20 protein-coding genes and 1 pseudogene are annotated in these 26,798 nt (G+C 51.3%); 7 read left to right on the top strand and 14 right to left on the bottom strand.

All coding sequences use genetic code 11. The features are described 5' to 3' along the window. The first annotated feature begins 403 nt into the window (after positions 1-403). From DESTI_RS08540 to DESTI_RS08530, 3 genes are all read left to right on the top strand, one after another. Complete coding sequence (locus tag DESTI_RS08540) at positions 404-910, top strand: hypothetical protein (RefSeq protein WP_014809566.1); 507 nt, start codon at positions 404-406, stop codon at positions 908-910. Positions 911-1,070: 160 nt separating this feature from the next. Next, complete coding sequence (locus tag DESTI_RS08535) at positions 1,071-1,946, top strand: MBL fold metallo-hydrolase (protein WP_014809565.1); 876 nt, start codon at positions 1,071-1,073, stop codon at positions 1,944-1,946. Positions 1,947-2,123: 177 nt separating this feature from the next. Continuing rightward, the gene (locus DESTI_RS08530; protein WP_014809564.1) at positions 2,124-2,450 is read left to right on the top strand and encodes a hypothetical protein; all 327 of its coding nucleotides are present in this window, start codon (positions 2,124-2,126) and stop codon (positions 2,448-2,450) included. A gap of 93 nt (positions 2,451-2,543) precedes the next feature. Here DESTI_RS08530 and DESTI_RS08525 read toward each other — a convergent pair whose 3' ends face one another. Together DESTI_RS08525 and DESTI_RS08520 are read right to left on the bottom strand one after the other, a co-directional pair. Continuing rightward, entirely contained in the window at positions 2,544-2,855 is a 312-nt protein-coding gene (locus DESTI_RS08525) for a hypothetical protein (protein ID WP_014809563.1), read from the bottom strand. An 87-nt stretch (positions 2,856-2,942) separates the two neighbouring features. Then, positions 2,943-3,245 (bottom strand): Smr/MutS family protein, encoded by a 303-nt coding sequence (locus DESTI_RS08520; RefSeq protein ID WP_014809562.1) that lies wholly within the window; start codon positions 3,243-3,245, stop codon positions 2,943-2,945. 353 nt (positions 3,246-3,598) lie between these two features. On the opposite strand from DESTI_RS08520, the pseudogene DESTI_RS29810 reads away from it, so the two are divergent. Together DESTI_RS29810 and DESTI_RS08515 are read left to right on the top strand one after the other, a co-directional pair. Further along, positions 3,599-3,964 (top strand): annotated as a pseudogene (locus DESTI_RS29810) (DUF1214 domain-containing protein); the annotation flags it as partial. 24 nt (positions 3,965-3,988) lie between these two features. After that, complete coding sequence (locus DESTI_RS08515; RefSeq protein ID WP_014809561.1) at positions 3,989-5,602, top strand: DUF1254 domain-containing protein; 1,614 nt, start codon at positions 3,989-3,991, stop codon at positions 5,600-5,602. Positions 5,603-5,879: 277 nt separating this feature from the next. Here DESTI_RS08515 and DESTI_RS08510 read toward each other — a convergent pair whose 3' ends face one another. Both DESTI_RS08510 and DESTI_RS08505 read right to left on the bottom strand, forming a co-directional pair. Next, positions 5,880-6,434, bottom strand: a complete 555-nt coding sequence (locus DESTI_RS08510) for an NADPH-dependent FMN reductase (protein WP_014809560.1) — start codon at positions 6,432-6,434, stop codon at positions 5,880-5,882. A gap of 76 nt (positions 6,435-6,510) precedes the next feature. Then, on the bottom strand, positions 6,511-7,095 hold the full coding sequence (locus DESTI_RS08505) for a TMEM175 family protein (protein WP_014809559.1): 585 nt from the start codon (positions 7,093-7,095) through the stop codon (positions 6,511-6,513). 454 nt (positions 7,096-7,549) lie between these two features. Here DESTI_RS08505 and alr point away from each other — a divergent pair, with 454 nt between their 5' ends. Beyond that, positions 7,550-10,165: an alanine racemase gene (gene alr / locus DESTI_RS08500; RefSeq protein WP_014809558.1), complete on the top strand. Its 2,616-nt coding sequence runs from the start codon at positions 7,550-7,552 to the stop codon at positions 10,163-10,165. A gap of 208 nt (positions 10,166-10,373) precedes the next feature. Here the strand turns inward: alr and DESTI_RS08495 are convergent, their stop codons facing one another. After that, positions 10,374-13,103, bottom strand: coding sequence for a DUF4347 domain-containing protein (locus DESTI_RS08495; protein ID WP_014809557.1), 2,730 nt, complete (start codon positions 13,101-13,103; stop codon positions 10,374-10,376). Positions 13,104-13,689: 586 nt separating this feature from the next. Next, a complete protein-coding gene (locus tag DESTI_RS08485) occupies positions 13,690-14,631 on the bottom strand; it encodes an IS110 family RNA-guided transposase (RefSeq protein WP_014809154.1) in 942 nt (313 codons plus the stop codon). 301 nt (positions 14,632-14,932) lie between these two features. On the opposite strand from DESTI_RS08485, the gene DESTI_RS30680 reads away from it, so the two are divergent. Beyond that, positions 14,933-15,382, top strand: a complete 450-nt coding sequence (locus DESTI_RS30680) for a transposase (protein ID WP_014809555.1) — start codon at positions 14,933-14,935, stop codon at positions 15,380-15,382. 226 nt (positions 15,383-15,608) lie between these two features. Here DESTI_RS30680 and DESTI_RS08475 read toward each other — a convergent pair whose 3' ends face one another. The 8 genes from DESTI_RS08475 to grpE all read right to left on the bottom strand — a co-directional run bounded on the left by DESTI_RS08475 (position 15,609) and on the right by grpE (position 26,351). Next, positions 15,609-16,829, bottom strand: coding sequence for a cofactor-independent phosphoglycerate mutase (locus DESTI_RS08475; protein WP_014809554.1), 1,221 nt, complete (start codon positions 16,827-16,829; stop codon positions 15,609-15,611). Continuing rightward, complete coding sequence (gene thrC / locus DESTI_RS08470) at positions 16,813-17,865, bottom strand: threonine synthase (RefSeq protein ID WP_014809553.1); 1,053 nt, start codon at positions 17,863-17,865, stop codon at positions 16,813-16,815. Before thrC ends, DESTI_RS08475 begins: the two co-directional genes overlap by 17 nt. An 18-nt stretch (positions 17,866-17,883) precedes the next feature. Further along, positions 17,884-19,200, bottom strand: coding sequence for a homoserine dehydrogenase (locus tag DESTI_RS08465; RefSeq protein ID WP_014809552.1), 1,317 nt, complete (start codon positions 19,198-19,200; stop codon positions 17,884-17,886). Between the two features lie 358 nt (positions 19,201-19,558). Then, positions 19,559-20,779 carry an aminotransferase class I/II-fold pyridoxal phosphate-dependent enzyme gene (locus DESTI_RS08460; protein WP_014809551.1) on the bottom strand — a complete coding sequence of 407 codons (1,221 nt, stop codon included), beginning with the start codon at positions 20,777-20,779 and terminating at the stop codon, positions 19,559-19,561. A gap of 158 nt (positions 20,780-20,937) precedes the next feature. Next, positions 20,938-21,735, bottom strand: a complete 798-nt coding sequence (locus DESTI_RS08455) for a tRNA1(Val) (adenine(37)-N6)-methyltransferase (RefSeq protein ID WP_014809550.1) — start codon at positions 21,733-21,735, stop codon at positions 20,938-20,940. Positions 21,736-21,771: 36 nt separating this feature from the next. Next, positions 21,772-23,097 carry a DUF1015 domain-containing protein gene (locus tag DESTI_RS08450; RefSeq protein WP_014809549.1) on the bottom strand — a complete coding sequence of 442 codons (1,326 nt, stop codon included), beginning with the start codon at positions 23,095-23,097 and terminating at the stop codon, positions 21,772-21,774. 648 nt (positions 23,098-23,745) lie between these two features. Further along, on the bottom strand, positions 23,746-25,692 hold the full coding sequence (gene dnaK / locus DESTI_RS08445) for a molecular chaperone DnaK (protein ID WP_014809548.1): 1,947 nt from the start codon (positions 25,690-25,692) through the stop codon (positions 23,746-23,748). 53 nt (positions 25,693-25,745) lie between these two features. Beyond that, positions 25,746-26,351: a nucleotide exchange factor GrpE gene (grpE, locus tag DESTI_RS08440; RefSeq protein ID WP_014809547.1), complete on the bottom strand. Its 606-nt coding sequence runs from the start codon at positions 26,349-26,351 to the stop codon at positions 25,746-25,748. Between the last annotated feature and the right edge of the window lie 447 nt (positions 26,352-26,798).

The raw sequence follows: 26,798 nt of genomic DNA, 5'->3' as shown, positions 1-26,798 counted from the left end.
TGCGTTCAAATAAGTAATCCCGCCACCGGCGGGAGCAAGCCCGGTCCCGGCATGCCTCCGAAGCGAAGTCAGGCCGTGCCGTTCGTAGCGAAGGAGGCATGCCGGGACCGGCAAATAACAGGTGTCTCAATATTCCCTCTATGAAAGCACATCGGTATGAGCGCAGTGATTAGGCGGCTGCGTCATCCGGAGCGAAGGATGCCTCCAGCCTCTCGGATTATGAAAAGAAAAGCGAATCAGTATGAGTCATCCACACATCTTCAAACAAAATGGCGTGTGACTTTTTTCTTGGATTGTATTTCACTGCAAATTTTCTATAGTGAGAGCGGCAAAGCTGATAAGCTAATGCTGCTCGTCTTAGAGGATTTGATCCGGAGCTGCACAATTGAGGGGTTACTACTTTATGCGGGAACAAGAGATTCAGGACATTGTTCGTCTCTTTGAACTTATGGCTGAGGTTGAAAAAGCGATCGGATACTTTTACGCGAGTTGCGCCGAAGCGTTTGACGGAGAGTCGGAACTCTGGACGAAACTTTCACACGAGGAATTCTTGCACGCTGACGTGATTCTCAAGCTTTCCGAAATGGTATCTCGCAAGCCCGAACAGTTCGATGTTGGACAGCAGTTTCCCATGTCTGCAGTTCGCACGATTCTCTCCCGCATACACGCAGATCAACAGAAACTCGCATCCGGGACCTTGACCATGTATGGCGCTCTGTTGATAGCATATCATTTTGAAAGAACCATTATTGAATTGGACTATCTTGACGTCGTGAAAGCGAATAATCCTCGACATCTTCGGGCATTGGGAAATCTTGTACAGGCAACGACTAAACACAGGGATAGAATCAAAAAGAAGCTCGATCAATACAGTTCCGGATGCAATATGAGAAGAATGGGGCCACGTTGAACCACCGATGACTTCCGATTCCCCAAAAGAGCAGAAAGATCGAGTAAGCATTCGGTCGCGCTACGATGCAAGACCCGAAAGGTCGCCCAATCAGTAGCCGAGCGTGTTAATCCATGTCCCAAGTACACGGTGAATGCACAGAGTTCGTACGGACGATCCCATGAACAACAGCTTTCCGCAAAAATTAACTGATGGCCTGTGGGTAGTGGGGAATTATTACTTCAACTTGTATGCGGTCAAGGGTGAGCAGGCTATTGCCCTCATTGAGGTGGGAGTCTCCGCTGTTGTGGATTCGGTCATGTCCCAACTGGATACTCTGCGCTTGAGCCCGAGCTTTCTGGTCGTGACCCATCCGCATTCGGACCATATTACAGGACTCGAAGGGCTGCAGCAGAAGTACCCCCAGGCCCTCGTAGTGACCGGTGAAGGTGCTCGGGACTTTCTCATGCATCCCAAAGCAATCGCTAACCTCATTGTGGAAGACCGCCACATGAGCGATTTTCTAGCAGGTCACGATCTGCCGCCGGGAAGACCGCCCGTGCAGGAGCCGCCATCCCTTGAGAATGCTCTTGTGGCACAGGATGGTGACGAAATGGATCTCGGAGGATTAACGTTACGCTTCCTCTCTATCAAAGGACATTCTCCTGGAAAGATCGTCGTTCATATCCCTGAAATCGAAGCACTCATCCTGTCGGATTCCCTGGGATTCAGATTCCCCGGTCGAGGCGTGTTCCCGCTCTTCTTGACGAGCTATGCCGAATACGTGGAGGGACTCGACCGTCTGGAAAGTCTTCGGCCCAGAATAGTGGGCGTAGCTCATCAGGGACCGCTCATGGGAGATGAAATTTCGGCAGCATTCCACCAGTCACGTACGAGAGCTGAAGAGATGCGCAACCGTATTATGAACGATTCCCGCCCGGACCATGAAATTGCAGCGGAAATCTTCCAGGAGTTTTATAAAGACGAACTCACGATGTACACGGAAGACAATATCATGACCTGTGCAAAACTGCTGGTGAAACGAGCACGGGAGTAACAAAGGTTTCCTTGAGAGAGTTATTCCATTTCGCAATTATGCATATAAGATGGCGAATGCTGAGGTGTTCTGAGCGGAGTGATTAGACGGCTTTGCGTCGTCCGGAGCGAAGGATACCTCCAGCCTCCCGGATTGTGAAAAGCGAATCGGTATTACAAACTACAAGAGGTGTAGAGCATGGATTTCCGAGCCATCCACGTTCTCTCAAAAGCTGCTTTAACTCTTATGGATGAAATGACCTGGAGCACGTATGGGAGTCAGGAATTGCATACGCCATTGGTTAACATGGAATCCGATTGCCACAAACTCGATCTGCTCCTGGATATTATGGGCACCCTAACCCGCATGATGGATACCCGCATCACGTACGTAACGACCGAAGGCAAGGTAATTCGAGAATGGATCGAATCCATCCTGGAAATCGGGAACAGATACGGCCGAGAATTGGAGCTTCTGGAATCTCTCGAGCAGAAGGTGGCCCAAGCGCTCCAGAAGGGAGAGTGAAGAGACTATCGGTTTGATGCTTCTCTCGAAAATGCGTTGAGAAGAAAATCGGAGGAATTTTTCTCATGACCTCCATTGACTTCCTGATACAGGCTATTGCCGCTCATGTTCCCGCTTCTCTCTCTTCTCTCGTTTCAGGTTTCGAATTCGCGATCCGATTCCATCCAGTTCTTTCCGGTTGGCACCGACGGGTTCCGACGAGTGTATCTTTGCGTTCGGGGTCTTCGTTCCTTCAGCACGGTATCTTCTGAGCAAAACTAAAAAGATAAGCATGCTTCCCATTCCGTATATCAGCCATCCCACTGAAGCTGCATGATCCGGAAAGATGGAGAACAAGATCGCCAAAGCAGCGACCGCACATAGAGCGAATACGAAGAACATTATTGGCGCTCGCCGGACTTTCATCTTTGGCATCTCATCATTTGGATAAAGGAATCATTGATCGTTTTGTTCAATGATCGCAAGCAACGTTATCCCATGCAGCGAAAAACCTTATTTTCCTTCCACACCGGTATACCGGAGACGGACCAGTGTGGCTCCCCAACCGCCCGCGTCCAGTGGAGCTTCTGACCAGGATTCCACGCTTGTATGTTTCGACAACAGGCTGCGCACACGATCCCGAAGTATGCCCTTCCCTTTTCCGTGAATAATTCTCAGTTCACGAATTCCCTCCTGGAGGCACGCTTCGATATAGTCGTCCAGAAGAGCCGGCAATTCTTTGGGGGAAAAAGTGTGGAGATCCAGCACTCCATCTATGGGAATTTGTATGGGCTCTTCCGGATCGAAGGTGTTCATATTCGTCTCATTCTTTGCACCATGCATCAGATCGAAATATATATTATTTAGAGTCGAACGAAATAGAATCGAACGAAATGACGTGGAGACTACACAAACAATATTGAGGTTTCATATGCTGTCTGCAAGGAGAAGCGAATTATGGATGCGAGAACAGAGCGTGTCAAGAAGATTGTAGCTGCCACGCGGAATAACGAGATCGGCTAGCAACAGCAGAATTGATGGTGAACCACGTGGACCGCCTGTCCGGGCGCGACCAGCGACTTCGCTGGCGCGTAGACAGGATTATCGAAATTGATCCGAAAAGAGAGAGGAACCACGCAAGGTATACAATGTATATTTTGTAAGAGGCTCTGGACACCGACAAAAACTACTTGGACTGTGCCAAGACCTACAAGGTGACGCTGCCCAAAGGCATTCCAGAGGCGAACTTCTGATCGTTCACTGTCTACGACACCATCACGCGCTCAATGCTCGACACGCCGCAACGCTATCCGCGCACGGTTAGCCCGAGCTATCCCTCGCCGGCGGCAGAACCGAACGCCGACGGTTCGACGAGGGTTTACTTCGGCCCAAAACAACCCAACGGAGTCAAGCGCGGCAACTGGATTCAGACCATGCCTGGCAAAAGCTGGTGGGTGATCCTGCGCCTCTACAGCCCGCTCGAGCCATTCTTCAGTAAGGAGTGGCGACCGAGTGAGACCGAGCTTGTGAAATAGACTGAGTACCGAGGAGAGAGAATCATGAACAGATCGTATCTTGTCGTAGTCTCGCTTGTGCTCGCAACCGCCAGCTTCCCGGCACTGGCTCAGGTTTCCAGCGAGACGTTGAAATCCCTTTCGACGTCCAATAAAATCCAGACCCGTATCGGGGCGCTCGAATTCAAGGACGGCGCGCCAAGCGTGGAAACTGCCGAGATGGCGTATGACATCCTGGCCTTCACGGCAGCTCTCACAGCGTACAACAACAGTTTCCGCGGCGCGTCCGCTTATGCGATCCGGAAGGGTTTCCAGAGCATCGGCGCCGAGGACAACACCGTCGTCATCTTCTCCGAGCTGATGGATTCGAGCTCGCTTTTCCTGACGGGCAACGCCGACACCATCTACTACGTGGCCGCGATCGACCTGACGAAGGGTCCTATGGTGATCGAGCAGCCGCCGATGGGGCTTGGCACTATCAACGATATGTGGTTCACATGGGTGATCGACATCGGCTTTCCCGGCCCGGATCGGGGTAAGGGTGGAAAGTACTTGATCGTGCCCACGGATTATGACGGGCCGCTTCCCGACGGCGGCTTCTTCGTCGCGCGTTCCAGAACCAATCGGGTGATCTACGGGGCCCGCGCTTTCCTCACGGACAACGACCCGAAGCCGACCGTGGACCTGATCAAGAGGTCGATGAAGATCTACCCCTACACGCCGGGCGGCTACGGCACGAGCATCGCCACGGCGGTCACGGGCAAGGTCCGCCTCGCCAAAGATCCGGCGGTTCCCGAGACCAAGTTCGTCGAGGCCAGCGGGAAATCGTTCAACACGATCCCGCCCAGTGACTACTCGTTTTTCGAGATAATCAACGAGAATGTCCAGCAGGAACCGAGGGACAGCTACGATGTAGAACTCGCCGGGCAATTGGAAGCCGTCGGAATCGTGAAAGGCAAGGAATTCAACCCGGACGAGCGGATTAAGAAGATCCTGACAGACGCGGCCGCGGTGGGAAATGCGGCCGGGCGTGCGCTTAACTTCCGGTACGGCATGGCGCATCCCGACTGGGCTTACTATCCCAACTCCCAGTGGGGCACTATGCTGTGGCAGGGCGGCTACACCTTTGAGACGCCACCACCGCTCTTCGAGGGTGGCATGTTCAAGCCGTTTCCGCGGACCGGAGCGCGGACGCTCGATTCGCGGACGGCGTTCTACTACGCCTACACGTTCGACTCGCCAGCCATGATCATGCGGCTCCCTGGCATCGGCTCGCAGTATCTGATGAGCTTCCTCGACTCAAAGGGCAATCTCTTCGACGGCGCTAAGTCCTACAAGGTAACGCTGCCCAAGGGCATCCCCGCCGCCAGGTTCTGGTCTTTCACCCTCTACGACAATCAGACGCGCTCGATGCTGCAGACGCCTCAAAAATATCCGCGCGCGGGCAGCCAGAGCTATCCGTCGCCCGCAGCCGAGCCCGACGCCGACGGCTCCACGACGGTTTACTTCGGCCCGAAACAACCCGACGGAGTCAAGCGGGGCAACTGGATCCAGACGATGCCCGGGAAAGGTTGGTTCACGATCCTGCGCCTCTACAGCCCACTTGAACCATTCTTCACGAAGGAATGGCGTCCGAGCGAGATTGAGTTGGTGAGGTGACGGACACTCGGACGCAGGCGGACGATCGTGACTACGAGCACCGTTTAGGTTCAATGACGGGCTCGGCAAGCTGACGCTCACGATCGGCCGACCGAAGCTTGCACAAGGAAATGAGCAGCAGGTCGGATGGACGGCTTAATAAGAGCAAAACCAGCCTCTATTCAACTGTTGGAGCGAAGGAATGAGGGCAATATCAAGGTATGCTAATGTGAGACGCATCGGCAGAACTTAAAATAATGAGTTTTGCCCCATTCACAGCCCGATTCGCGTTTGCCAGCTAGCTTCTCAGTTTCCTTGTCCAGGTCACCAGGCTCTCCAGCAATTCTTTTATCCTGTTCAGAGTCTTCTCATCAGTCAAATTGCCGTTCTTGTCAACCTTCTCATGAACGTAGGGAACCATAACCTCTGGCTGATTCAGAGCAAAACAAGACAAGAAGACAAAAGATTGCCGCAAGTGATACTGGGCTCTGGCGGTCCCGGCCATCCCAATTGAAGCTCCCATGATCGCGATAGGCTTATGTTCGAATGCATTGTCTCCGAACGGTCTGGAAGCACAGTCGATGGCGTTCTTCAGAACACCCGGAATTGAGTAGTTGTATTCCGGCGTCGCAATAAGAACAGCATCGGCTGCTTTAATCTTCGCCTTAAACAATCTCACCGTTTCGGTGGGGTGATCCTCCAGGTCTTGGTTAAAGACAGGGATCCCATCGAGGTCGAAAATTTCAAGTTCGGCATCGATGGGAACAAGTTCTTGAGCCGCTCGCAAAAGAGATCTGTTGTAGGAAGCTTTTCGCAAGCTTCCTGCAAAACCGAGTATTTTCACTACTTCCATTTGTATTCCTCTCTTGGATTCCTGAAATTAGAACTCGAGAATCCCTCTCGTAACAAGTTTCAGATATTGTCGCATGTCACGATCCCAGACGAACTAACGTTTTTTCGATCCGCCGGTCGGGTATCAACCACATCACTGCCACCAACACGTACAGCGCACAGGCCAACCACGAGTTCACACTGGAGAGGGCAATTCCCATCCCGTAAATTGCGATTGACGCTTTGCCCTTTAAATCTCGACCAATGGCTCCTGCCAGAACGGAATCTCGTCCGTGCAAAACGATCAGAGAGCGGCTCAAGATATAGTACGCAACCGCTGCCAAGAGCAACACCAGTCCGTAAAGGGCTACCGGCCGAGCAGCAAAGTGAGTTTCACCCATCCAAGCCGTCACGAACGGAATGAGGGACAGCCAAAAAAGGAGATGCAGATTTGCCCACAGAATTCGGCCGTCCACATGCTTAACAGCTTGAAGTAAATGATGGTGATTATTCCAATAGATCCCGAGATACATAAAGCTCATGAGATAACTCAGAAATACCGGGATGAGAGGGATCAACGCAAACCAATCGTGCGTGAGCGGTGCTTTCAACTCCAGCACCATGATCGTGATGAGAATGGCAATCACTCCATCGCTGAATGCTTCCATTCGAGTCTTGGTCATTCTGGATTCTCTCATCGAAAAAAGTTACAAGCATTGAGAAAGAGTTGGCATTTGTCGCCACTCTTTACCAAAGCCGCAAATGCAACATTTGTGCAGCTCTTCAAAAAAGAACGCTTCGTCTCTATTGCTTAGACAAGAATGACTCGAATTGGTCGACACATTTGACTACTCGTGGCATCGGTGAGAGCATAACGGCTAAAAGGTGCATCTGGCTGGTAGGCGCGCCCCTTGTGGGTGCCCTGGATAACCACATTGGGGAAACCACGAGGGTTGCCCCTACATAATCACTGTATTTTCCAGTCGCTCTGGCTGGACGGGAACTGCCGACATTGTGTTTTCAGCCGCAGTATGGTAAGGGCTTGCCCGTAGGAGCGGCTTGTGTCTGTACATTCATCATAACGCTTCTTTTTCACTGTTTTTCAGCGGTGGAAGATTTGAGGGGATAATTTCGATCATGATTTCAGAAACCACCAAGAATTCGACGCCTATCGCAGACGCTGAGTGTGTCGATCCGGTCTCCGCGTGTGCCCGATCCAATAGCGTCGAGAAACAGGGAATTGCCAACACGGGTTTTTTGGATCTGAGTGAATTAATAGGGATTCTTAAGCCGATTCGAGTTCAAGGACCGCTTGCCGGCCCGATTTCCGGCATATCCATCGATACTCGTAAACCCATGAGCGAAGACTTCATCTTCTGGGCAATCAGAGGCGAGCATTTCAATGGAAACGATTTTGTCGAAGATGCTCTTTCTGCCGGAGCACGCGCCGTTGTGGCAAGTCGGGACGATTGCTTTCAAAACGGCTCCTGGCCTGATGCCACACTGATCCAGGTGCAGGACACTTTGCAGGCATTACAGGACCTTGCGGCCACATACCGAAATCGGTTCAGATATCCTGTTATCGGAATCACCGGGAGCAACGGCAAGACTCTCGTCAAGGAAATGCTCGCTTCTATACTCTGCCTTGAGCGAAAAACCTACAGGTCTCCCCTTTCGTATAATACGCAGATAGGTGCAGCTCTGGGATTGCTCGGGATGCGACCGGAACACCAGGTGGCGATCATTGAGGCAGGAATTAGTCTACCTGGGGAAATGGACCGGCTGGAACGGATGATCCGTCCGGACCATGGAATTCTGACAATCATCAGCAAAGCGCATATCGGCGGTCTGGGGACTCTTGAGAATACGATCGCGGAAAAGCGGAGATTATTCAAGAATCTCAAGGAAGATTCCTTTCTCGTGCTGAATGCAGACGATCCTTTGAGCATGGAGCTCGCGCAGGACAGTAAAGCTCGGGTGGTCACATTCGGTATGTCCCCGCAAGCGGACGTAAGGGCGGAGAATATCACTTCTATCCCGGACAGAGGGCATCAGTTCATTATGCAGATTTTCGGCAATGCGCAGCAGATCATGTTGCCCGTGGCGGGAAGATTCAACGTGCTGAATGCTCTTGCCGCGTCTGCAGCCGCCACACTCCTGGGAGCTTCTCCTGAAGCCATTGCAGAGGGATTAAAGGATTTCCGACCATCCCCGATGCGGCTCGAGATGCACACTACCGTGACCGGGGTGACTCTCATCAATGACACGTACAATTCGGACCCTGTGTCCGTCAAAGGCGCTCTGGACGTCCTGGCAAAGGTCGGTAAAGGCCGCCGCAAGATAGCTATACTCAGTGAAATGCTCGATCTCGGTCTCCACAGCAGAGAAGAGCACCTTGCTGTGGGCAAAGAAGTGGTACGCAGTCAGGTGGATCAACTAATTACGGTGGGAGAAAACGCGGCAATAATCGGTCATGCCGCTGCCACGGAAGGCATGAATCCCAAGAGAATCACTCATACTCGCAGCCACAAAGAAGCGGCTTTGGAACTTGAGAAGATCATGAACCGCGGTGATGTGGTGCTTTTCAAAGGTTCGCGCTGGTTTCGGCTGGAACGTATCGCAAAGGAGCTTGTCGGTTCCATTGGTGCAACCCGCCTGTTGGTGAACCTGGATGCCATTGCGGCAAACGTGAAGAAGATACGGGGCATTGTGGGTGAAGACGTCGCCATAATGTCTGTAGTAAAGAGTTTCGGCTATGGCAACGATTCCATCAGGACATCCAGAGTGGCTCTGGAAAACGGAGCAAATTATCTTGCCGTTGCCTTTCCTGATGAAGGCACAACGTTACGCGAAAATCGGATCGATGCCCCGATTCTGGTTTTCAACGTGCTGCCCGAGGAAGTGGACAAAATCATAAAACACGATCTTTCATGTGTGGTTGCATCCCTGGAGACCGCGGCAGCGCTCGATCGTGCAGCTACCGGCCGCAGGAAAATACCGGTCCACGTGAAAATCGATACCGGCATGGGACGTTCCGGAATCTGGGTTGAAGATGCGGTTCCTTTTATCGAGCAGGTCCTTTGTTTCCGGAATCTGGCAGTTGAAGGTATCATGACTCACTTTTCCTCTGCAGACGATCCAGCCAGCGACGATTATACACTCCAGCAGATTACCGCATTTGAAGCTTTGCTTTCCGAACTGAAGCAACGCGGGCATTCATTCAGGTATATTCACGCAGCGAATACCTCTGCTCTCGTACGATTTCCCCAGACGCATTACACAATGGTTCGGCCCGGTTTGGCCATTTACGGCATGTATCCGTCTGAGGCTGTCAAATCATACATTCAACTGGAACAGGTAATCGCGTTTACCACCAAGATTGCTCAATTGAAGGAACACCCTCCGGGCCGATGCATCTCTTACAATCGACGATATGTCACAAGCCGGAATTGCCGCATAGCTACGTTGCATGTCGGGTACAACGATGGATACCCACGCTTTCAGTCCAATGTAGGAGAGGTCCTCGTACATGGAAAGAGAGCCCCTGTAGTGGGTACCGTCTGCATGGACACTATCATGATAGATGTCACTGAGATCCCCGAGGCACGGGTCGGCGATGAAGTGGTGCTCATAGGCAAACAGGGGGACGAAGAGATTCTCCCGGACGATATCGCTGCGAACGGTAACACCATTAACTATGAAATAGCATGTAAGATTTCCCCGCGGGTCACGAGGATTTTCGTGCAGAGTTGATTGAGAAAGAATCATCCATGTCACTATTCGACTGGTAGGGGCGCCCTCTGGTGGGTGCCTCAGATCATGAAAATGGGGCAACCACGAGGGTTGCCCCTACATTGAGCGATGTCATCGGTGCATTCAAATTCATTACTACGGGCAAATGCATTCGAGTGGCAAAGATGGCAGTCGAGCCAAGTCCGGCTTTTGTGGGACCGGAAAGTAATTACTGAGGGTTTTCTGCCCCGTAATATTCCCATTGCAATGTAAAACTATCTCCGTCTCTTACTGCAGTGCACTTCCCGTTGGAGTAATTGAAAGTCCACCAGTAGTCATCTCCTTGATAGGGCATTTCCTCGTGCACGCAATATCCGTATCCGTCCGGCCATGAGTACTGGTTAAAATCCTCAAAAGCCGCATTGAAACCACTAATATCAAACAATGGATCAATAGTGTTTTGGTTAATTTGTCCTGTAGGTCCATAGCATACTTCCAGTGTCCAATCGCCATACGGATTCGCCGATGTTGAATCTCCATAAGGCATAACGGTCAGGTCTGCGCTGGCATAAACATATGCATTTGTCCACAGAGCTATGTCCTGCAACATTGTGCGGCCGTCTGGATTTCCCGCCACGGAACAATGCCATATCTGGATTTCGGCCCCTGGACTCATCACATCCGCAAGCCGCCGGAAAAGAGGTTCGTAACCGTCAATGGATGTATGAGTAATAGTGTCTTCGCCGACATTGAACTGATCGGGATTTCCATGTTCCAAAAACCCTATGTCTTTTATCCACGCGCTTTCAGCGTAGGAGATAAGTTCGGTATAATAGACCATTGTATATGTATTAAATGTGTTGTATCCGTCGCAATCTGCTGGATCGTATTTGATCACCCGCACATTTTGTTGAACATAATTATACTCTCCGTGACCGTCATCCCAGGCTTCAGAAGACATGAAGAATATGCTTATACTATTTGTGTCTGTCCCCAGCCAGACTTGTTCGTTAAAATCAGGACTTGGGTTCCAAACCGTGTAAATGAGTTTGAGATTGTTGGTCCAGTTGCCGATAATCTGGTACTTAATCTCTACGTTTCCGTCTCCATCAAAATCGGACCACAAGAAATCGTGATGCACCGGCTCTCCCTCGTACCCCCAGCCGTCATGCAGGCGAGGATCGAATTCGGAAGTGCTGTGCCAGCCCGTCGAGCCATATTGGTCATCGGTAAAGAATAGGCTTCCATTTACGGCTTCAAGATTGACGCCATCACTTGAGCCCAGGATCTGTCCGAGTCCCGGCGCAAAGTGAACGTCCCCGTCCGTATACTGTGTCCAATCCAACAAATTCGCGCTATAGAACCATTCGCCGGAAACCTCCTTCCAAAAACGATGGTCATCCCAGAAGACTTCATAATCAGGTGACTGGCTCAGTTGAGGATCCGGACTGTATTTCCAGAGCGAGTCACCGTTCCAGATACACAGATCCCCGTCAAGCGCTGTCATGTCGTCATATGTAAATTTTACATTTGGGATTGGCTCTATCCGGAACACGGTGTCAGATACAGGATCATATTCACACAAATACTGGCTGTACTCGTTTATGAAATATAATTTTTCGTTTAGCACGGTAAGTCCGCAAATTGTGTGGTACCCAAAATCAGCGCACTGGGAGACTACATTCGATTGAGCATCATACCTCCAGAGATAAGAATGAGTATATTGTTGGTCGCCCAAGTAGCAGGCAGTAAAATACAAATCTCCATCGAATACCGCAAATGCCTTAGGATTGGAACCATAGTATCCCGGCTCTATGTCAGCTACCAGTGAGACTGTATTGGACACAGAGTCATACTTCCAAAGCTCACGGCCATGCAAGCTGTCATCTTGACTGGAATACCAACTGTCATCCGCGGCGAGATATAAATCACCGTCGTACACTATGAAGTCTCCAGGACCGGAACCGGTTGAACCTTGACGTATGTCGGCTACCAATGAAACGGTGTCTGTCTCCGAGTCATATTTCCAAAGCTCACGCCCGTGCGCAGCGTCAACTGCGCTGAAATATAAATCGCCGTCAAATGCTGTCAAATCTTCTACTGCGTCAATCCACGTGTGTCCCCCAGCGATTTCTGACACTGTGCCGGACTCCGGATCATATTTAGCAAGTCTGTAATCGTAAGAGGCAGCCTTGACGAAGTACAGGTCTCCGCCTAATTCGGCCAGGTACTGTTTGTTGCCCTGTAATATCTCAGTCAAGTTACCTGTTTGAGGGTCGTATTTCCAAGTTCCCCAGTGGTAATTGTCATAAGCATTAAGATAGAGATCGCCCCCGACTACTGTCATATAGCTTTCACAGAAATTCATGTCCCATTGGTCCGGAATCTGTTGCATCTCATTGTGGACCTGCGACCAACTGACTCCTCCCCATTGCCACCACTCCGAATTCGCATGATCCTGATAGAAGAAATGGTCGTCATCCGAAAAATATTGGCTTCCGTTCCAGTCATTGTAGACCCAGGTCCAAAGGTCATAATCGTAAAACCACTCCCAGGCTTTTTCCCAGCCGGTATTGTCTACATCATCCCACCAGAACCAGAATCCTGTGGAAATCTCATGGGCCCAGTACTGGTGCTCCCCGTGATACCAGAAATCGAATCCATTATCCGGCTTGAACCACCAGCCATCGCTCTCGTTCCACCACCAGCCGGTGATATCATTGAACCACCAATGAGTCTGGTCGTTAAACCACCAGCCGCTGCCGGTATCTTCGTACCACCAGCCGTTGCCCGCGGAAATCCATCCGAGTGTGTCTACTGTATTGCCGGTATCTTGAGATTCTTGAATATCTTGAGTGTCAGCCACAGCTCCATCGAGGACGATCCGGTCTTCAAGCTGTTCGAGGAAAAGTGCGCGTACCCCACCCTTCCATGATCTCTGGTCACATTGCATGTGCATTGCATTCCCCCGCATATAAGCCAATCAAAGAGTGCTGAAACTGCTCTGTAAGCCAGCCACTCAGAAGAACATTACCATGGCAATGAGAGGATCAGATGTCAAGAAAAATTATCAGGGGAATAAGCGAGTGAAATCTTGTGCTGGAGGAAGCCACATTGCATCTGATAGTGTATTGGCAATCAGGACCAAAATTACGAAATACTCTCTCCGGACAGCTCTTGCATGAAAGGAGAGTCGGTTCCGGCAGAGAAACCGATCAGGACAGGAATGTTTTTCGATCAGGACAAACATTGCAGGCGGTCGATTCGCCTTCGCTATTATGATTATGGCCAGGAAGGGGCTTATTTCGTTACTATTTGCGCGCATAACAAGAAGTGCATGTTCGGAGAGATTGTTGATGGTGAGATGATATTGAATGAGCCGGGGCATATAATTCAAAAATGGTGGCAGGCATTATACTGATTCTCAAAAGTAATCGCGAATTGCGAAGAGCGATTCCTCGAATTTGGTAGCCACCGGCCTCCGTGCCGGTGGACAATATGCAAACAAATCAACTAGTTTTGCCCGGCAGCGACTGTGTTTCTTGTCAAGGAAAAACTACCTGGAAAGGCTGTTTTTTCTTGAGCATTGCGTTTAGGATGACGATCATCTTACGCATACAAGCCGTGATGGCAACCTTGAAAGGTTTTCCAGCCTCAATGAGGCGTTGATAGAAAGGCTTGATGACTACATTGGACGTTATGGCCGCGACTGCAGCCATATACAGGGTTGAGCGTACATCCGCCCGTCCACCCGAAATCTCGCGCTTGCCTTTCTTCTTTCCGCTGTCTTTGTTGAGAGGCGCCAGGCCGACGAGGCGACTGATTTCATGACGGCTGACATGTCCCAGTTCGGGCAGTTTTGCCATGAGCACTCTGGCAGTTATGGGGCCCACGCCTTTGAAGGTTCGGAGGAGTTCCTCTGTTTCACGCCACAGAGGCGATTTCCTGATAAGGTCATCGACATCTTTATCGATGTCTTCGATTTCCTTATCTAGGGCTGCTATGACCGTTTGAATGCTGCGCTGCACGCGATTGGAACGGGCTCGATGGAGGCGATTCTTTTCTGATGCACGCAAATCAACAAGCTGCTTTCGACGTGTTACGAGTTCCTTGATTTGCTTTTCGTCCTCCGTTGGCAGCGGCTTCGGTATGGGCCTAACCGTTTGGGCAAAGCGTGCCAGCACATAAGCATCGATGGCGTCTGTCTTGGCGAGTTTTCCGATGCCTTTGGCAAAGTCCCGCACCTGACCAGGGTTGACGACAGCGATCGGCAGGCCGGCGAGACCTAACTGGGCCGCAACGGTTATCTCGTAGCCTCCGGTGGCTTCCATCACGATTACCATGGGGGTCTCTGCGTGGAGGATCTCAATCAGCGAGTCGATGCCTTGAGTGTCATTCTTGACGGTGGTGTGCATGCCTTTTGGCAGCACATGCGCATCCAACTGATCTTTAGAGATATCTATGCCAACAAAAACTTCTTCATGCATGTGTAACATCCCACCCTTGTGGATACGGACTTCTCAACGAGTCCAGGCGACTGTTCGGGCTTTTTACACGAAGGCCTCCGGTGATCCAGCTGCCGGGCAGTCTCAGAGGACCAAGGGACGAACGATCTACCGGTGCCTCTGCCCGACTCCTGCAGAGAGTCTGACAGACGTGCATCCCCCCTCTATCAGGACTCTTATATCTTGGCAACCAAGAGTCCTATTTTTTGAAGTACCTCGTATCATTGATCCAGTATCAGCCCCTCCCCTCAGCTCGGTACCGGTTCCAGAGATTCAGTACTTCATGGACAGAAACATACAAGGGACGCCGGGCGCTACTGATACTCTTCAGTGCTGGTATCGGATTGCTTCAAAACTTTTGAGAAACACTATAGAAAGCAAGTTTTCATACATTGAGACAGATGCATATGTGATCATGCCCAACCATTTTCATGGAATCATTGTCATAGTAGGGGCAGACCGGCGCGTCTGCCCGATTTTGGGCGCACACGAAGGTGCGCATCTACCCAAAATCATACAATGGTTTAAGACAATGACTACCAACGAGTACATTCGTCACGCAAAGAAGAACCGTTTATCTGAGGCCAAACTCTGGCAGCGAAATTATTACGAACACGTGATTCGAAATGAAAAGGCACTTCATGCAATACGAACCTATATTGAAGCGAACCCTGGTCAGTGGCCCAAAGATCCCGAGAACCCGAACTATCGGCAAAATGCTGAAGTACGGTAGGTGCAGGCCGACGCGTCAGCCTGATTTTGGGCGGACACGCGGGTCCGCCCCTACCGAACAATCATATGATATTTCAATCAATTACAGTATGTGAAAATGGAATGAAATTGAATGTGCCGGCAGATCCAATTCAAGGCAGATGTGAACACGCAATCGATGATGAAAAAGCCTTTCCGGTTGCTTGTGCTCCCGGGCACATCCTGCCCGGGAGTCGGCAGGGCAAATACTAATTTTTCTGTAAGAGCATCTCGATCATTTTGGCAGCGTCTTCGACCGCCTGGCCCTCGGATGCTCGCTTTTCTGAAAACCCGGTTACCGACTCTGCGGCGGGAGGCTTCCAGGTCTCGGAATCCTGCAAGACATAAGGCACAGGTTCGCCTGTATGGACCCGTCTCTCCGTGGGCGTGTGATGATCGGGCATCAACAGAACACGCCAGTGGGAAAACTTCTGGAGCCCGCTGAGCACCGGGCCTACAACCTTCTCGTCGAAATCTTCGATTGCTTTGATCTTCAGATCCAACTGTCCTGAATGCGCAGCCTCGTCAGGTGCTTCCACGTGGAGGAAAACGAAATCCTTGTCTTCAAGAGCACTCAGAGCGGCGTCCACTTTGCCCTGATAATTGGTGTCCAGGTAGCCTGTCGCTCCAGGTACGTCGATGATGTCCAAACCGGCATATTTGCCGATGCCGCGCACGAGATCAACAGCAGCGACAACTGCTCCCGAAATGCCGAATCTCTGGGTCAATGTCCGGATTTTCGGAGGTCTTCCCTGACCCCAGGGCCAGACAGAATTGGCAGCTCCCTGGCAGCGCCTTTTCCTACGCTGGTTTACCGGATGCGTTTCAAAGAGCTTCCATGATTTGATGATCAACCGGAGCAGTACGTCTGCTCCCTCACCTGTAGGCAGCCGAGTCGCTATGGATTCTCCCGGGAAATCATGTGGCGCATGGGTGAGGCACCCCGTCGGTCCGTCACGCCATACCAGCAGATTCCGGTAGGAAACGCCCGGCACAATCACCAGACCGAAAGCTTCTGCAACGGGAAACATCTCTTCAATGATGTCGTGTGCTTCCGGAGTGGCTATATGATCCGCACTGTGATCGACCATGAGCGTGAAATTCCGCTCAAGCGTCACCAGATTGAGCCTGAAAGCCACATCTTCCGGTCTGAGATGAACCCCCATGGAAGCGGCTTCAAACGGAGCACGCCCCGTATACACAGTATCAGGGGAATATCCCATAATTGAAAGATTGGCCACATCGCTGCCCGGTTCCATTCCATGCGGAATCGTTCGTGCGGTTCCCAGATTACCGGTTGCAGCCATGCTGTCCATCCAGGGAGTTTTTGCTGCTTGCAGCGGAGTTGCCCCATCCAGCTCTTTCATGGGCGAGTCTGCCATCCCATCCGGGACGAGTATTACGTATTTTGTCTTAGAATCCGAGGACATTCAGCACCTTCTTCATATCCGGCTCGCAAGTGACCGGATCGGTTGACACCTTTATGGCATTATCGGGATCTTTGAGTCCATGTCCCGTGAGAGTACATACAATTGTCGATCCTGTCTCGAAGTAGCCTTCGCGGCTCTTTTTGATCAGACCGGCTATAGAAGCGGCAGAGGCGGGCTCACAGAAGACTCCTTCAAGCGATGCAACCATCTTGTACGCTTCCAGAATCTCCTCATCAGTTACCATATCGATGAGACCTCCGGATTCGTCTCGGGCGGCTTCCGCCGGTTTCCACGAAGCCGGGTTTCCGATTCTGATGGCAGTTGCCACAGTCTCAGGATTTTCCACAATATGACCTCTCACAATGGGAGCTGCTCCTTCTGCCTGGAATCCGAACATTTTCGGCAATGCGTTTATCTTTCCCGCATCCTTGTATACCTTGTAACCTGCCCAGTACGCGGTGATATTTCCTGCATTGCCAACGGGCAGACAGTGATAATCAGGTGCAACGCCAAGAGCGTCACAGACCTCGAATGCCGCGGATTTTTGACCTTCGATCCTGTGAGGATTCACCGAGTTCACCAAGGTTACCGGATAATTATCAGATATTTCACGTACCAATTTCAATGCCTCGTCGAAATTTCCGAGGATTTTAATGACGATGGCACCGTGAATCATAGCCTGAGCAAGCTTTCCCAGAGCTATTTTGCCTTCCGGAATGAGCACGAAAGCCTTGATTCCGGCTCTTGCCGCGTATGCCGCAGCCGAAGCAGACGTATTGCCGGTAGACGCGCAGATAACGGAATTCGACCCAGCCTCCACTGCTCTGGAAACAGCCAGAGTCATGCCCCGGTCCTTGAACGAGGAACTGGGATTGAGTCCCTCGTACTTCAAGTACAGCGAGATCCCCGGTTTAATTTTGGCTGCCAATCGTGGAACCGGAATAAGCGGAGTATTCCCTTCCAGAAGCGTTATCACGTGACTATCGGATGCGAATCGATAGAAGTCCGGATATTGTCTTATGATGCCTTTCCACATGTTTATCTCCAAAAGATCCTAGTTAAGCGTCTCGTCTTCTATTCTCAGGATGACCGGAGCACCTTCGACATCATCCAGTCGGCTGATCTTCTCGCAAGCAATTTGCAGGTCAGCTTCCTTGGCAAGATGCGTCAAGAATACAACCGGCACAGCGGCGGAGCTCTGTCTGCTCTTTTGCACGACCGAATGGAGACTTATTTGATGCTCCCCCAGAATTCCCGCCACCTTTGAGAGTACTCCAGGTCGATCCATCGCCTTAATACGAAGATAGTAATTCGTGACTATTTCGCTTATGTTTTTCAGTTTTCCGGACGCTTTCCAGGATTCCGGATAACCCAATGGGGGAACGCGCCCCGCTTCTCCTCGGGCAGCGCTCCGTGCCATTTCTATCACATCACCGATAACCGCGGACGCGGTGGACTCTCTGCCGGCCCCACGGCCGTAGAAGAGCTGATCTCCCACCATGTCCCCATGAAGAAAGATCCCGTTGAACACTCCGTCAACCCGAGCCAGGGGATGATCCTCAGGAAGCAAGGTAGGATGCAATCGGGCATCCACATTGTCGCCATCTCTCCGGATTATGGCCAACAGTTTGATCTTATACGAGAACTCGTGCGCCATTGCCACATCGAAAGGATCGATATTGCGAATGCCTTCCACATGGATACTCCTGGGAGGAACCCGAATCCCGTGGGTAAGGCTCAGAACCAACACAAGCTTATGAGCCGAATCGATACCATCGATATCCAGAGCGGGATCTGCTTCTGCATACCCAAGTTCCTGAGCTTTCTTCAATACTTCGTCAAAAGAAACACCAGGAGTGGAATCCATGGCAGTAAGAATGAAATTGCACGTGCCATTTAGTATAGCGAGTATCTTGTCAAAACGATTGGCAACCAGCCCTTCTCTCAGGGATCGAAGGATGGGAATACCTCCCGCAACCGCTGCTTCGAATCCAATATCGACTCCGGCTTTATGCGCAGCCTGAAAAACCTCCGGACCGTGTTCCGCAAGAAGTGCTTTGTTTGCAGTGACAACCTGTTTACCATTCTTGAAGGCTTCCAGGATAAGGCTTTTCGCGGGTTCGTACCCTCCAATCAGTTCGACCACAACGGAAATCTCAGGATCTCTTACCACTTCCATCGCATTTGTAGTGAGAAGACTCCGATCCACTTTTACGCCGCGATCGGATTCTATATTCAGATCTGCGATTCGCTTCAGGCGGACGGGAACCCCAACTCGAGCTTCGAGCACGTCACGGTTTTCTTCGAGAATTTGCACGACGCCTGCACCGACCGTGCCGAATCCAATCAATCCTATGGAAACTTCCTTCATAACCAAACCTCACGGGTATCGAAGTCAGTGGAACAGGTTGTAATACATTCGCTTTTCTTTTCATAATCTGGGAGGCTGAAGGTATCCTTCGCTCCGGACGACGCAAAGCCGTCTAATCACTCCGCTCAGGACACACTCCAGCCTTCGCTGTCTTATGTGCGTAACTGCGAAATGTATGATCCACGGTAACGCGGTTTTGAAAAAGGCCGTTTTTTTACAGTCCGACGTTTTTCGAAACGAGTTCCTTCAAACAGAAACCGGCGAAGACGGCAAATATTGTCCGAAGCCGCCCGCCGGAATGATGATGCGGTACAGCTTTCGCCGTACCGACATTGCCTGACGATCTTCTCTCGAGTACCTAGACTGCTGCAGACTGAGCCAAGGGGGGCTCCGCGCAGCTTTGGCCGTTTTGCTGCATGAAGTGGCGGATACCGCGAACAGCCTGCTGAATGCGCATTCTGTTCTCGACCAGTGCGAATCTCACGTACTCGTCACCGAAAGGACCGAAGCCGATTCCGGGACTTACAGCAACTCTTGCCTGCTCTGTCATTAGCTTTGAGAACTCGAGGGAGCCCATTCCCCTGAATTGTTCAGGAATCCTGGCCCACGCGAACATGGTTCCCAAAGGCGGTGTCAAAGACCAGCCGCAGTCATTCAGTCCCGAGCACAAAACGTCTCTGCGTTCTTTGTACTCGTCTACGATTTCTCGAACGCAGGACTGATCCTCATTGAGTGCAATGATAGAACCAATCTGAACCGGCTGAAAAATTCCGTAATCTATATAGCTCTTGAGACGCCGAAGCGCTTCTATCATCTGGGGATTCCCGGCTGCACACCCTACCCTCCAGCCTGCCATGGAATAGCTTTTGGACATGGAAAATACTTCCACGCCCACTTCTTTCGCGCCTGGGACAGCAAGAAAGCTCGGAGCCTTGTACCCGTCAAAGGTAAGATCTGCATACGCGAAATCGTGGATCACCATGATCTTATATTCCATGGCGAATTCAACGATACGCTTGAAGAAGTCCTGGTCCACAACCATTGTTGTCGGGTTATGAGGGAACGAGATGATCAACATTTTCGGCAGAGGCCAGGTGAGCCGTGCTGCAGCTTTTAGATCCTCAAAGAAATCGTGATCCGGTCTGATCGGAATGTGTCTCAGGTCGCCACCGGCGATTACCACCGAGTAAGGGTGAATCGGATACGTGGGAGAAGGCACGAAAACTACATCGCCCGGAGTTATAGTTGCAAGAACAAGATGGGCCAGCGCATCTTTCGCTCCCATGGTTGCAACCACTTCCGTGACGGGATCGAGATCCACGTCATAGCGCCTCTTCCACCAGGATGCAAAAGCCTCTCTGAGCTTGGGTATCCCCATGGATGCGCTGTATCGGTGATTTCTGGGGTTCTGGATCGCTTCCATCACCTTACTGACAATGTGTTTGGGAGTAGGGATATCAGGATTGCCCATTCCCAGATCGATAATATCCTCGCCTGCGCGCCGTAGTCTCATTTTCAATTCGTTCACCACCTGAAAAACGTACGGCGGCAGTCTTTTTATTCTTTCAAACTGTTCCACATTCACCTCCGGTCGGTTTCATCCCGACTCTGCTTCATACCGGACCCGGTCACGCTATGTGACAGTCCGCTTCCGAACGTACAGCGTCCCTCAAGCGCCCGGTCTCCTGCCGTTAATGGGCACATGCATCGCGCACCCGCTCTTTCCGCATTTGTGCTCTACGCTATACTGTTCATCGGCAAGGATGAAAAGTCGCTCCTTTCACACAGTTCAGGGAGATCTTCTCCCGCCAGTATGGCCTCAGCCGCGGGGGTTCTCACACCCGGAGAACTGTAGAGGACCAGACGCATCTGGGTCAGGTTGGTACTGTACTGTTTACGTTTGGCTTCAATGCACACCAGGCTTGCTTCCGCATCCTTCTGCGAGTGAATCCATAGCACACGAACCGCTCCAAAGCCAGTCTCTTTCATGGCAATCTTAATGCGTTCCCAGCGGGAAGCAGGATAAACAAACGTCAATCCACCGGAAGCTTTCAGGAGACACGCGGAAACGCGAAACAGGTCTTCCAGGGGCAGCATCATCTGATGCCTGGAAAGAGCCTTTTCTTCCTGAGTGCTTATCTTGCCGCGACCCGGCTCGTGGTACGGAGGATTCGAGACAATGGAATCAAACGACTGGGATCTGAAGAAGCGATCCGCGTGGCGAAAATCTCCCTGAATGATGAATACTTCAGATTCCATTTTGTTCAACCTGATCCCTCGTGCCGCTCTGTGAGCAGGGGCCGGTTGAATTTCCAGACCGACAATACGGATTCCGCTCATTCGAGCAGCGAGACCGAAGGCTATCACTCCGCAGCCACATCCTGCATCCAGGACCCAATCGCCAGGTTCGGGCCGGGCAAACCAGGTCAGAATGATTGCATCTTCGCTGACGCGGTACCCTTTCTTTGCCTGGACCACTCGGATTTTGTGTCTGAGTAGACCGTCTACGGACTCGGTTGTCTTGATGGTGTCCACGTAAAACAATCCGCAATTTGCTTCGAGGAGTGCCCCTTATCGGAAGACGTTGAACACCAGCCCCGAAGATATCTTGGGGAAGAAGTACGTTGATTTATGCGGCAGTTTATGTCCCAACTCCGCTGCCGTACGCATCTGATCGACCCGAGTGGGATTCAGGATAAAACTGACCTGATATTCCCCGTTCAATGCTTTACTGAGAGCCTCGGATATCAGCGGTGTATACGCTATTTGTCCTTCGCAATTCTCCTTGTCCATGCCGAGACCGAAATTCATTATGATTTCACGAAGAATCGTCACATCCAACCCTCTGAGAGAAGACGGGATGTCCGCATCCATGGCTGCATCCACTTTGCCGAAATCCTTGAGTCTCAAGAGACGAAAACAATTCTCGCCCTGTATGACCATACCGAATTTCCCGCCAATATCGGAGTAGGACCGGATACGTTCCACGAGTTGCGCAGACACTTCTTCACGGTTCTGCTCTGAAAAGCACACCATCTCGATCTCAAAGTACGCAGCCAGCGCTTCTTCCATCCGGGATGGATCGAAGTTCTTCAGTCCGGTAACCATGCGGTGAGCCGGAAGAATCAGCAGGCCCGGATGGTTCATTGCGGTCAGATACATCATGACCCATTCATGGGGGCCGTCGGGACTCGAATCTCCGGCTGCTATGCGCTCCTGTTTGTAAGCCAGTGCCGTTTCGTACCGGTGATGCCCGTCTGCGATAAATATACTTTTCGATTCCAGGGCGTTCTGAATAGTTGCAATGGCATCTTCGTCATGAATGATCCAGACCTGGTGAATCGTTCCATCTGCATCCACGGTTTCGCGAAAAGGCTTACCCTGAATGAAGCGGGAATAGGTATTCACCACAGTAGCATCATCATCGGGGAAAAGACTGTGAATCGGCGTGAAATGTGCCCGGCACGCGCGAAGAAGATTGAGTTGATCCGCCTTGGGCCCCTTGTAAGTCTTTTCGTGAGGCAGCACCTTGCCTTTGCCATAATCATCAACTTTGACCAGGGCCACGAATCCGTCAATGGAACGCCGACCTCCGCCGGGCTGCTCGAAATCCATTCTGTACACGGCAAATCCCGGGCGTTCGTCAACAGCGAGCACGCCTTCCTTGAGCCAGGTTTTCAGGGTATCTGAAGCGCGGGTGTACCGATTGCTCCCATTGGAGTCGCTCTGGAGTTCCTTGCCCAGTACCAGTCGGATAACGTTGAGTTCATGAGCTTTGTAAAAAGCTTCCTGCTCGGCCGGAGAGATGATGTCGTACGGGGGAGTTATAAGTTTATCGAGTTCGGCCGAGTACCGATCGCTGTAGTGAGTTGTTTTGAAGGGTATTATCTGTGGCATTCTTGAGACCTCTGTTTGTCAACTTCAGGTCCCCCGACTCCGAGATCGCGTTCGATATACAGGCAATGCTTACTGCATCGTTTTCCGAACTCACCATACATCCCCTTTCCGGAGAGTTTCAGTGAGGGCGCGATCACGCGGGATTTCGAAACGACGAATAACTTCTCACAGGACCTGCATAGCGGAAGATCATGCTGAAGTTTCGCTCGTGAATCGAACGAGGGGCCGAAGGCTATCCGAATTGTGTAACACGCAGTGATTCAAGGGTCAATACCCCGGACAAAAAACAAATAGGATTGCAATCATCATCTAGTAAATGAGGCGAGTTCGAACCGAAGACGAAGGGTGCCGGAACGCTCAAAATGGCAAGACCGACGCATACTCTCCTCCTATAGTCAGTGCCAAAACTAATGTCTGATTCACAAAAAGAGTATTGGTGGGTGCCGGCCTCCGTGCCGGCACACCTTCAATATGATCAATAATATCGATAGAATGGACCGGCAGGGACGCCGGTCTCTACCAATATCCTGTAATTCACTCGCGGAATAAACGACAGAATTTTTTGCACTGACTATAAGTCCCCCTTTTCTCAAAGGGGACTTAAGGGGGACTTAGTTGAAATTTCAACGTGTTGGAACACCGACGAGTCTATTTCTTGCGCTCTTCCTTCACCTCTTCAAAATCTGCGTCTACGACGTCTTCATCAGGTTTCTTCTGTGCGCCACCCTGCGGACCGGCACCTTCAAAGCCACCAGCTCCGGGACCTCCCGGACCTCCGGCCTGTCCGGCAGCCTGCTGGTACATGGCTTCGGCCAGTTTGTGAGAGGCAGTCTGCAGTTCGTCGACAGCGGTTTTTATCTCTTGAGCGTCAGAGCCTTCCATTGCGGTCTTGGTCTTCGTAATCGCAGCTTCAATCGCGCTCTTGACTGAAGAATCCACCTTATCGCCGTGTTCCTTCAAGGATTTCTCAGTCATGTAGACCAGTGAATCCGCCTGATTACGTGCGTCAATAAGCTCCCGTTTCTTTTTATCCTCTTCAGCATGGGATTCAGCGTCCCTGACCATACGTTGGATTTCTTCTTCAGTCAGGCCGCTTGAAGCGGTTATTTGAATGGACTGCTCTTTCCCTGTGCCGAGATCTTTTGCGGAGACATGCACAATGCCGTTAGCGTCGATATCAAAGGCAACTTCGATTTGGGGCACTCCTCTCGGTGCAGGTGGAATTCCCACCAGCTCAAACCGACCGAGGGTTTTGTTCCCCGCTGCCATCTCCCGCTCGCCCTGCAGGACATGGATAGAGACCGAAGGCTGATTGTCCGACGCAGTCGAAAAGATCTGACTCTTCTTCGTGGGGATCGTGGTGTTCTTGTCGATAAGCCTCGTAAACACGCCCCCGAGAGTTTCGATTCCAAGAGACAACGGAGTGACGTCCAACAAAAGCACGTCTTTCACTTCGCCCTTGAGCACGGCTCCCTGAATGGCTGCGCCGATGGCGACAACTTCGTCCGGATTTACTCCTCTATGAGGCTCCTTTCCGAAGAGTTGCTTCACCTTGGCCTGCACCGCGGGCATTCGTGTCATGCCGCCCACCAGGATGACCTCATTGATGTCATTCGCTGAAAGGCCGGCATCTTTCATTGCTGTCCTGCAGGGACCGGCAGTTTTTTCGATGAGATCTTCCACCAGGGCTTCCAGTTTCGCCCTGCTCAATTTCATGGTCATGTGTTTCGGACCGGAGGCATCCGCGGTGATGAACGGCAAGTTAATGTCCGTTTCCATGGACGAGCTGAGTTCTATTTTTGCTTTCTCCGCCGCTTCTTTTAGTCGTTGCAGGGCCATTTTGTCGTTGCGCAGATCTATTCCTTGATCCTTTCGGAATTCGTCCGCAAGATAATCGATCAATCGCTGATCGAAGTCTTCGCCGCCAAGATGGGTGTCGCCATTGGTGGATTTGACTTCGAAAACGCCGTCACCTATTTCCAGGATGGAAATGTCGAAAGTACCGCCGCCCAGGTCGAAAACGGCGACTTTTTCTTCCTTCTTCTTATCCAACCCATAGGCAAGGGAAGCCGCTGTAGGCTCGTTTATGATTCTCAAGACATTCAGACCGGCTATCCTGCCTGCATCTTTGGTAGCTTGCCGCTGTGAATCGTTGAAATACGCGGGCACCGTCACAACAGCATCAGTGACCTCTTCTCCCAGATAGTCCTGAGCGGTTTGTTTCATTTTCTGCAGAATCATTGCAGAGATTTCCGCAGGGCTGTAATCCTTGCCTCGGACTCTAACGGCTGCGTCTGAGTTCTTTCCTTCAACTATCTTATACGGCAGGACCTTTATATCGTTCTGAACTTCACCGGAACTGAACTTGCGTCCGATCAGTCTTTTAATGGCAAAAAGCGTGTTCTCGGGGTTTGTTATGGCCTGGCGCTTGGCAACCTGACCTACCAGACGTTCGCCCGAATCGGTGAAAGCCACCATTGACGGAGTGGTCCGTCCGCCTTCGGAATTGGGGATGACCGTGGGATCCCCACCTTCCATGATGGCCACACATGAGTTGGTGGTTCCCAGGTCAATTCCTATTACTTTTCCCGGCATGTTTCCTCCTCGTTACCTCATTCAAAATATTTCTCGAGCACGATTGCTCCATATTACGCACCAGTGGAAACCACCACTTTGGCAGGTCTCAGTAAGCGATCCTGGTACATGTATCCTTTTTCGACTTCCTCCACCACCTGGTTGGGTTTGTTTCCCTCTGCAACCGGGACGCGCATGATAGCCTCATGCACATGTGGATCGAAGTTTTGACCGATGGCTTTAATTTCAGTCACTCCGTATTTCTTGAGAACGTCCGCAAACATCTTCGCGGTCATGGCCACTCCTTCAGTGAGCGCATGAGCCTTTTCCTCGTTGCCGCTGTGTTGTAGTGCACGCTCCAGATTATCGATCACCGCGAGTAAGTCTCTGAGCAGTTCCTCATTTCGATATTTCAGAAGATTGCTTCTCTCCTGGATGGCTCGTTTCTTATAATTCTCCAGGTCTGCTACGGCTCGAATCCATTTATCGCGGTTGTGCGCGGCTTCCTTTTGGGCACTCTCGAGAGGATCCACTTCTGGCTGCCGATCAGGCTCGGGTTCCGAACCGCTTTCTTTCTCTTCCGGACTGGATACCACCTGCGGAGCAGTGGGGTGCCGCGGCTCAATAGCCGGTTCGCCGCGATTCGAAATATTTGTTTCCTTACGATCCTGTTCCGTCAAATCTGCCTCCTCTCGGACCATTTTAAGATTACCCGGGGGCCCAACAGGGTTCACCAGGCAGTTTCCCGCCTCACACCCCTGATAGTCAGAAACACGAAGATACGGCAATTACATAATTTAGGAATAAAAATCGGAAGTTATCTCCGGTTTCCCTGGTACAGATGGCCATGGGGGGACGTTTGTCAAGTGGTATGCATGCGGGAATTTATCTTTCTACAGCCCCCGGAATTGATTAAATAGACGTTGTCTTGCGAAGCAAACAGAAACTATAAGAATTGCACGAAATTGACGTCCGATTGAGGATAGAAATACTGGTGGGTGCCAGCCTGCGGAGACTGTCTCAAGAGTCTCGAATGCACAAGAAATCGTGCCACGATTGTCCGTCATGGTAGGGGCAGACCAATGCGTCTGCCCTCAATTGGGCGGACTCGCAGGTCCGCCCCTACA

Source organism: Desulfomonile tiedjei DSM 6799, assembly GCF_000266945.1.
In the GTDB taxonomy this organism is placed as follows: domain Bacteria; phylum Desulfobacterota; class Desulfomonilia; order Desulfomonilales; family Desulfomonilaceae; genus Desulfomonile; species Desulfomonile tiedjei.
The sequence above is the reverse complement of the archived record's forward strand: the minus strand, read 5'-3'. Positions and strand labels throughout refer to the sequence as shown.

What these genes read in the sequence shown, in the direction of transcription:
- dnaK (WP_014809548.1), bottom strand. Translation starts at nt 25,692, where the DNA reads ATGCCGGGAAAAGTAATAGGAATTGACCTGGGAACCACCAACTCATGT.
- DESTI_RS08535 (WP_014809565.1), top strand. Translation starts at nt 1,071, where the DNA reads ATGAACAACAGCTTTCCGCAAAAATTAACTGATGGCCTGTGGGTAGTG.
- DESTI_RS30680 (WP_014809555.1), top strand. Translation starts at nt 14,933, where the DNA reads ATGGACAGAAACATACAAGGGACGCCGGGCGCTACTGATACTCTTCAG.
- DESTI_RS08475 (WP_014809554.1), bottom strand. Translation starts at nt 16,829, where the DNA reads ATGTCCTCGGATTCTAAGACAAAATACGTAATACTCGTCCCGGATGGG.
- alr (WP_014809558.1), top strand. Translation starts at nt 7,550, where the DNA reads ATGATTTCAGAAACCACCAAGAATTCGACGCCTATCGCAGACGCTGAG.
- DESTI_RS08465 (WP_014809552.1), bottom strand. Translation starts at nt 19,200, where the DNA reads ATGAAGGAAGTTTCCATAGGATTGATTGGATTCGGCACGGTCGGTGCA.
- thrC (WP_014809553.1), bottom strand. Translation starts at nt 17,865, where the DNA reads ATGTGGAAAGGCATCATAAGACAATATCCGGACTTCTATCGATTCGCA.
- DESTI_RS08510 (WP_014809560.1), bottom strand. Translation starts at nt 6,434, where the DNA reads ATGGAAGTAGTGAAAATACTCGGTTTTGCAGGAAGCTTGCGAAAAGCT.
- DESTI_RS08505 (WP_014809559.1), bottom strand. Translation starts at nt 7,095, where the DNA reads ATGACCAAGACTCGAATGGAAGCATTCAGCGATGGAGTGATTGCCATT.
- DESTI_RS08525 (WP_014809563.1), bottom strand. Translation starts at nt 2,855, where the DNA reads ATGAAAGTCCGGCGAGCGCCAATAATGTTCTTCGTATTCGCTCTATGT.
- DESTI_RS08520 (WP_014809562.1), bottom strand. Translation starts at nt 3,245, where the DNA reads ATGAACACCTTCGATCCGGAAGAGCCCATACAAATTCCCATAGATGGA.
- DESTI_RS08530 (WP_014809564.1), top strand. Translation starts at nt 2,124, where the DNA reads ATGGATTTCCGAGCCATCCACGTTCTCTCAAAAGCTGCTTTAACTCTT.
- DESTI_RS08515 (WP_014809561.1), top strand. Translation starts at nt 3,989, where the DNA reads ATGAACAGATCGTATCTTGTCGTAGTCTCGCTTGTGCTCGCAACCGCC.
- DESTI_RS08485 (WP_014809154.1), bottom strand. Translation starts at nt 14,631, where the DNA reads ATGCATGAAGAAGTTTTTGTTGGCATAGATATCTCTAAAGATCAGTTG.
- DESTI_RS08540 (WP_014809566.1), top strand. Translation starts at nt 404, where the DNA reads ATGCGGGAACAAGAGATTCAGGACATTGTTCGTCTCTTTGAACTTATG.
- DESTI_RS08450 (WP_014809549.1), bottom strand. Translation starts at nt 23,097, where the DNA reads ATGCCACAGATAATACCCTTCAAAACAACTCACTACAGCGATCGGTAC.
- DESTI_RS08495 (WP_014809557.1), bottom strand. Translation starts at nt 13,103, where the DNA reads ATGCACATGCAATGTGACCAGAGATCATGGAAGGGTGGGGTACGCGCA.